We start from the raw sequence: 6473 nt of genomic DNA, 5'->3' as shown, positions 1-6473 counted from the left end.
CGCGCATGCCCGCCGCCGCCGACGTGGGCGCGCTGTTCGGCCCGGAGGCGACGTCCCTCGCGTGACGCGGTTGCGCGTCGGCGCGGCCGGCGTATGGTGCGCCCGGTTCAATCGGGAAGATTTGCCATGCGTCCTGTCTACGCCGCGGCCGCGCTCGCCGCCCTCGTCGCGCCGGCCCTCGCCGCCGGGTTCAACCTGCCGCCCCGCGCCCCCGGCCAGTGGGAGATGAAGGTGCAGGTGGACACCGCCGCCATGCCGCCGCAGATCATCCGCATGTGCCTCGACGCCGAGACGGACAAGCTGCTGAACGCCAAGTTCGCCGGCGCGGCCTCGCGGCTCTGCTCGCGCCAGGAGCAGAAGACCGAGGGCGACGCGCTGGTGCTGGAGAGCGACTGCGCGATCGGCGAGATGAAGACCTTCTCCCGCAGCGTCGTCACCGGCGACTTCAACAGCGCCTATGTGATGCGCACCGACGTGCGGATGGAGGGCAGCAACGCCCCCGAAGGCGTGCAGCGCACGACGCCCGCCGGCCCGTCCTCGCAGCAGACCACCATCGAGGCGAAGCGCGTCGGCGAGTGCGCCGAGGGCTTCAAGCCCGGCGACATGGATTTCGGCCTCGGCCGCGTGGTCAATCTGCGCGACATGCCTGACCCGAACATCAACTGAGCGGCGCGCGGGGGGGCTTCGGGCGCCCCCGCCTCAGCCGCCCAGCACCCGGCCGACGAGCCGGGCGGTGTAGTCGACCATCGGCACCACGCGGGCGTAGTTCAGCCGCGTCGGGCCGATGACGCCGAGCACGCCGACGATCTTCTGGTCGCCGTCCCGGAACGGGGCGGCCACCATCGACGATCCGGACAGCGAGAACAGCTTGTTCTCCGAGCCGATGAAGATGCGCACGCCGTCGGCGGATTCGGCGCGGCCGAGCAGCTCGATCACATCCTTCTTGCCCTCGAGGTCCTCGAGCAGCAGGCGCACGCGCTCCAGATCCTCCAGCGCCTTCAGGTCCTCGAGCAGGTTGGCCTGGCCGCGCACGATGAGCTGGCGCGGCGCGCCGGCGGCGGCGCCGGCCCAGCTCGCGAGCCCGGCGGCGACCACGTCGGCGGACAGCTCGTCCAGCTCGCGCTTGGCGCTCTCCACCGCCTCCTCGATCGCGGCGCGGGCCTCCTTCAGCGTGCGGCCGCGCACCCGCGCGTTGAGGAAGTTCGCGGCCTCCGTCAGCGCCGAGGGCGGCAGGCCCTTGGGCAGCGCGACGATGCGGTTCTCCACCGATCCGTCCTCGCCCACCAGCACGGCGAGCGCTTTTTCGGGCGCGAGCGGCACGAACTCCAGATGGCGGATGGCGGGGTCCTGCTTCGAGGTCACCACCACGCCCGCGCCGCGCGACAGGCCCGACAGCAGCGCGGAGGCGTCGGTCAGCACGTCCTCCACCGCGCGGTGGGCGCCCGCGCCCTGCACCTGCCGTTCGATCGCGGCGCGGTCCTCCTCCGCGAGGTCGCCCACCTCCAGCATGGCGTCGACGAAGAATCGCAGGCCGAACTCGGTCGGCAGCCGGCCGGCGCTGGTGTGGGGCGCGTAGATCAGGCCGAGCGCTTCGAGATCGGCCATGACGTTGCGCACCGAGGCCGGCGACAGCGACACCGACAGCAGCCGCGAGGCGTTGCGGGAGCCGAGCGGTTCGCCGGTGGCGAGATAGGTGTCGACGATGCGGCGGAAGATGTCGCGGGAGCGCTGGTCGAGCTGGCGCAGGCCGGCGAGGGCTTCGGTGGCGATGGGGCGTTCGATGGACATGATGGAATTGTTTCCCGATCCATCGGCGCGATCAAGCGCGACCCGCTTGCGGCGCAGGCTGCGGAGAGGCAGAAAGGCGCGCGATCCGACCTCTTAACGAATTCCAAACGCAGCAGGCCTTCATGACCACCCGTCCGTCCAAGCGCGCCTTCGACGCCTTGCGTCCCGTCACCCTCGAGCGGAACGTGGCGCGCTACGCGGAAGGCTCCTGCCTGGTGAAGTTCGGCGAGACCCATGTCTTGTGCTGCGCGTCGCTGGAGGAGAAGGCCCCCGGCTGGCTGCGCGGGCAGGGGCGCGGCTGGGTGACCGCCGAATACGCCATGCTGCCCCGCGCGACCCACGAGCGCACCCGGCGCGAATCCACCGCCGGCAAGCCCTCCGGCCGCACCCAGGAGATCCAGCGCCTGATCGGCCGCTCGCTCCGCGCGGTGGTGGACCTGCGCATGCTCGGCGAGCGCCAGATCACGGTGGACTGCGACGTGCTGCAGGCGGACGGCGGCACCCGCACCGCCTCCATCACCGGCGCCTGGGTGGCGCTGCACGATTGCCTCGCCTGGATGAAAGCGCGCGACATGCTGCGCGGCCCGGCGCTGAAGGACCATGTGGCCGCCATCTCCTGCGGCGTCTATCGCGGCCAGCCGGTGCTCGACCTCGACTACGCCGAGGATTCAGAGGCGCAGACCGACGCCAATTTCGTGCTCACCGGCTCCGGCGGCATCGTCGAGGTGCAGGGCACGGCGGAGGGCGCGCCGTTCTCGGACGAGGAGCTGATGGAGCTTCTGCGGCTCGCCAAAAGCGGCTGCGCGGATCTCGTGGCGCTTCAGAAGGCCGCCGTGGCGTGAATTCAGCGCCGGAGCGTCCGCGCCGCGGACGAGCGACCGGCTTCGGGACAAGACCTCGATGATCGAACTGCCGCCGCTCGGGCCCCGCCTGGTGATCGCCACCCACAACGCCGGCAAGCTGGCCGAATTCCGCGAACTGCTGGCGGCGTTCCCGGTGGAGCTCGTGTCGGCGGGGGAGCTCGGCCTCGCCGAGCCCGAGGAGACCGGCACCACCTACGCCGAGAACGCCCGCATCAAGGCCGAGGCCGCCGCGATCGCCTCCGGCCTGCCGGCGCTCGCCGACGATTCTGGCCTCGCGGTCGAGGCGCTGTGGGGCGCGCCGGGCATCTTCTCCGCCCGCTGGGCCGGGCCGGACAAGGACTTCGCCGGCGCCATGGAGCGGGTGGAGGAGGACCTTCAGGACCGGGGCGCCGTGACCCCCGACCAGCGCCGCGCGGCCTTCGTGGCGGCGCTGTGCCTCGCCTGGCCGTCGGGCGAGGGGCTCGACGTGGAAGGCGCCGTCCGGGGCGCGATCGTGTGGCCGCCGCGGGGACAGCTCGGCTTCGGCTACGACCCGGTCTTCCTTCCCGAAGGGCATCATCGCACCTTCGGCGAGATGAGCTCCGAGGAGAAGCACGGCGTGGAATGGGACTGGGACGGCCGGGCCACAGGCCTGTCCCACCGCGCCCGCGCCTTCGGCGAGCTGATGGCGGCGCTGTTCCCCGAAGGCCCGCCGCGATGACGGCCGAGCCCGGCTTCGGCGTCTATGTCCATTGGCCGTTCTGCGCGGCCAAGTGCCCCTATTGCGACTTCAACAGCCACGTGCGCCACAAGGGCGTGGATCAGCCGCGCTTCCTCGCCGCCTTCCGGCGGGAGATCGCGCATATGGCGGCGCTGGCGCCGGGGCGCCGGGTGGGCTCCATCTTCTTCGGCGGCGGCACGCCCTCGCTGATGACGCCGGAGACCGTGGGCGGGATCCTCGACGCCATCGCCGGCGCCTGGGGCGTGGAGGACGGCGTGGAGGTGACGCTGGAGGCCAATCCCACCAGCGTGGAGGCGGAGCGGTTCCGCGGCTACCGCGCCGCGGGCGTGAACCGGGTGTCGCTCGGCGTGCAGGCGCTGAACGCGGGCGACCTCGCGGCGCTCGGCCGGCTGCACAGCGTGGACGAGGCCATGGCCGCGGTGCGGCTCGCCACCTCGATCTTCCCCCGCGCCTCGTTCGACCTCATCTACGCCCGCCCCGGCCAGACCCCCGACGCCTGGCGGAGCGAGCTGACGCAGGCCATCGCCCATGCGCCGGAGCACCTGTCGCTCTACCAGCTCACCATCGAGGAAGGCACGCCCTTCCACGCGCTCTACGCCGCCGGCAAGCTGAAGACGCCGGACGAGGACACCTCGCGCGCCCTGTGGGACGTGACGCAGGAGGTGACCGAGCAGGCGGGCATGCCGGCCTACGAAATCTCCAACCACGCCCGGCCCGGCGCCGAGAGCCGGCACAACCTCGTCTACTGGCGCTACGGCGAATACGCCGGCGTCGGCCCCGGCGCCCATGGGCGGCTGGTGGTGGACGGGGTGCGCCGCGAGCTTGCGGTCGAGCGCAATCCCGAGCTTTGGGCGGCGGCGGTTGAGGCGGACGGCCACGGCCTCGTCATGGACGAGCCGCTGAGCCCCGAGGCCCAGGCGGACGAGTTTCTGGTGATGGGGCTGCGCCTCGCCGAGGGCATCGACCTCGCCCGGTTCCAGCGCCTGTCCGGCCGGCGGCTCGACAGCCGCCGCATCGACGATCTGGTGTTCGACGGCATGGTGGAGCGGCTCGGCCGCGACCGCCTGCGGGTGACCCGCGAGGGCTTCCCCGTGCTCGACGCGGTGGTGGCCGACCTCGCGGGCTGACGCGCCGCGCGAGGCCGGCGAGCCTCACTCCGCGAGGCTGAGGCCGACCCGGCTCCGCCGCGTCCGCCGCGCGATGGCGAGGAGCGCGACCCCCGTGAGCGCCGCCATGGCGGACATGTAGAGCCCGACCGCCCACAGCCCGTAGGTCCGGGCGAGCCAGGTCGCGAGATAGGGCGCGGGCGAGGCGCCGAGGATGCCGGCGAGGTTGAAGGCGAGCGAGGCGCCGGTGTAGCGCACCGCGGTCGGGAACAGCTCCGACAGCGCCGCGCTCAGCGGCCCGTAGGTGCAGCCCATCAGCCCGAGCCCGAGCGCGAGGAACAGCGTCACCTCCAGCGCATGGCCGCCGCCGAACAGCGGCTCGAACACGAAGCCGAACAGGAACAGAGCGGCGGTCGCCGCCAGCAGCGCGGTCGCCCGGCCCGCCCGGTCGGCATAGAGCGCGGACAGCGGGATGGTGACGGCGAAGACCACCATGCCGATCATCTGCAGCAGCAGGAACGAGCCGCGGCTGTAGCCGAGCGTGCTCACGCCCCAGCTCAGCGCGAACACCGTCATCAGGTAGAACACGGTGAAGGTGGCGGTGGCGCCGATGGTCGCGAGGCTCAGGATCGCACCATGCTCCCGCAGCACGGTCAGCATCGGCGTCTTGACCCGTTCCCGGCGGTCGATCGTCGCCTGAAAGGCGGGCGTCTCGGTGATCTTCAGCCGCACATAGAGCCCGACGATCACGAGCAGGGCGCTCGCGACGAAGGGAACGCGCCAGCCCCAGGCGAAGAACTGCTCGTCGGTGAGCAGGGCGCCCAGCACAAGGAAGCTCGCCGCCGACAGGATGAAGCCGATCGGCGCGCCGAGCTGCGGGAACATGCCGTACCAGGCCTCGCGGCCCTTGGGCGCGTTCTCGGTGGCGAGCAGCACCGCGCCGCCCCATTCGCCGCCGAGCCCGAGCCCCTGTCCGAGCCGGCACAGCGACAGCAGCAGCGGCGCCGCGATCCCGATCTGAGCGTAGGTCGGCAGCAGGCCGATGGCGACGGTGGAGAAGCCCATCAGCATCAGCGCCGCCACCAGCGTGGCCTTGCGCCCGAGCCGGTCGCCGAAATGGCCGAACACCGCCGCGCCTACGGGCCGGGCGAAGAAGGCGATGGCGAAGGTGGCGAGGGACTGAAGCGTCGCGGAGGTGGGATCGGCCGCCGGGAAGAACAGCTTCGGGAACACGATCACCGCCGCGGTGGCGTAGATGTAGAAGTCGAAGAACTCGATCGTGGTGCCGATCAGGCTGGCGAACAGAACGCGGCGGGGCGCGTTGGCGGGCGAGGACACGGGGCGCGATCTTCCCAAGGTGGCGGGTCGCCGATCGCTCTACCCCCGACGCGCGCCCGGCACAACGCCGGAACGCCTTCGCCTGTCAGCCGCGCCCGCGCGGGGTCCCGCTGAAGAAGGCGTCGAAGATCTGCTCCATGGCGCGGGCGTTGTGGGCCTGAATCTCGCGCCCGGTCTGCATCATCTGGTCGAAGGGCGTGTCGGCGGCGGCGGTGTCCTCGGGCGTCGCCGCGGCCTCGGGCTTCGCGTCCGCGGGCGGAGCGGGCGGCTGCTCCGGTCCGCTCTTGCCGAAGGCGCCGGACAGGATGTCCGCCATCATGTCGCCCATGGGGTTCGCCGGACCCTCGCGGCCCTCCCGCGCGCCTGCGCCGCCCGAAAAGGCGTCGATCCAGGTCTGGAACGGGTTCGACGGCTGCTCCGGAGCGGGCGCCTCTTTGGGCGCGGGCGCCTCCTCGCGTCGCCCGGACAGGATCTGCTCCCAAAACGCGCCGATGGGGCCGGCGCCGGGGAAGCCGGACGGCGCCGACGGGGCCTCCGCCGCGCCGCCGCTCGCCGCGCCCTGCGTCGCCTTCATGAAGCCGCCGATCAGGATGCTGGTCAGAACGGGCAGCACCTTGCGGATGATCTCCGCCTGCACGCCGGAGGCCGCGGCCGCCT

At 72.3% G+C, this 6473-nt stretch carries 6 protein-coding genes and 1 pseudogene; 4 read left to right on the top strand and 3 right to left on the bottom strand.

Annotation, left to right across the window (positions count from 1 at the left end):
* Positions 1-126 precede the first annotated feature (126 nt).
* Positions 127-666, top strand: coding sequence for a DUF3617 domain-containing protein (locus tag ACFQ4O_RS13535; RefSeq protein ID WP_378776221.1), 540 nt, complete (start codon positions 127-129; stop codon positions 664-666).
* A 33-nt stretch (positions 667-699) separates the two neighbouring features.
* Here the strand turns inward: ACFQ4O_RS13535 and hrcA are convergent, their stop codons facing one another.
* Positions 700-1788: a heat-inducible transcriptional repressor HrcA gene (gene hrcA, locus ACFQ4O_RS13530; protein WP_378776220.1), complete on the bottom strand. Its 1089-nt coding sequence runs from the start codon at positions 1786-1788 to the stop codon at positions 700-702.
* Between the two features lie 122 nt (positions 1789-1910).
* Between hrcA and rph the strand changes: the two genes are divergently transcribed.
* From rph to hemW, 3 genes are read left to right on the top strand one after another with little or no spacing between them, the layout of a single operon-like run.
* The gene (rph, locus tag ACFQ4O_RS13525; protein WP_378776219.1) at positions 1911-2630 is read left to right on the top strand and encodes a ribonuclease PH; all 720 of its coding nucleotides are present in this window, start codon (positions 1911-1913) and stop codon (positions 2628-2630) included.
* Positions 2631-2688: 58 nt separating this feature from the next.
* Entirely contained in the window at positions 2689-3351 is a 663-nt protein-coding gene (gene rdgB / locus ACFQ4O_RS13520) for an RdgB/HAM1 family non-canonical purine NTP pyrophosphatase (protein ID WP_378776218.1), read from the top strand.
* Positions 3348-4499, top strand: coding sequence for a radical SAM family heme chaperone HemW (gene hemW / locus ACFQ4O_RS13515; protein WP_378776217.1), 1152 nt, complete (start codon positions 3348-3350; stop codon positions 4497-4499). Before rdgB ends, hemW begins: the two co-directional genes overlap by 4 nt.
* Before the next feature lie 24 nt (positions 4500-4523).
* On the opposite strand, the gene ACFQ4O_RS13510 is transcribed toward hemW, so the two are convergent.
* A complete protein-coding gene (locus ACFQ4O_RS13510) occupies positions 4524-5834 on the bottom strand; it encodes an MFS transporter (protein ID WP_378776216.1) in 1311 nt (436 codons plus the stop codon).
* Between the two features lie 67 nt (positions 5835-5901).
* Positions 5902-6473 (bottom strand): annotated as a pseudogene (locus ACFQ4O_RS13505) (hypothetical protein); the annotation flags it as partial.

It is taken from the genome of Methylopila musalis (assembly GCF_042679725.1).
GTDB lineage: Bacteria > Pseudomonadota > Alphaproteobacteria > Rhizobiales > Methylopilaceae > Methylopila > Methylopila musalis.
Note: the sequence above shows the minus strand (reverse complement) of the source record. Positions and strands in the feature narration are given on the sequence as shown.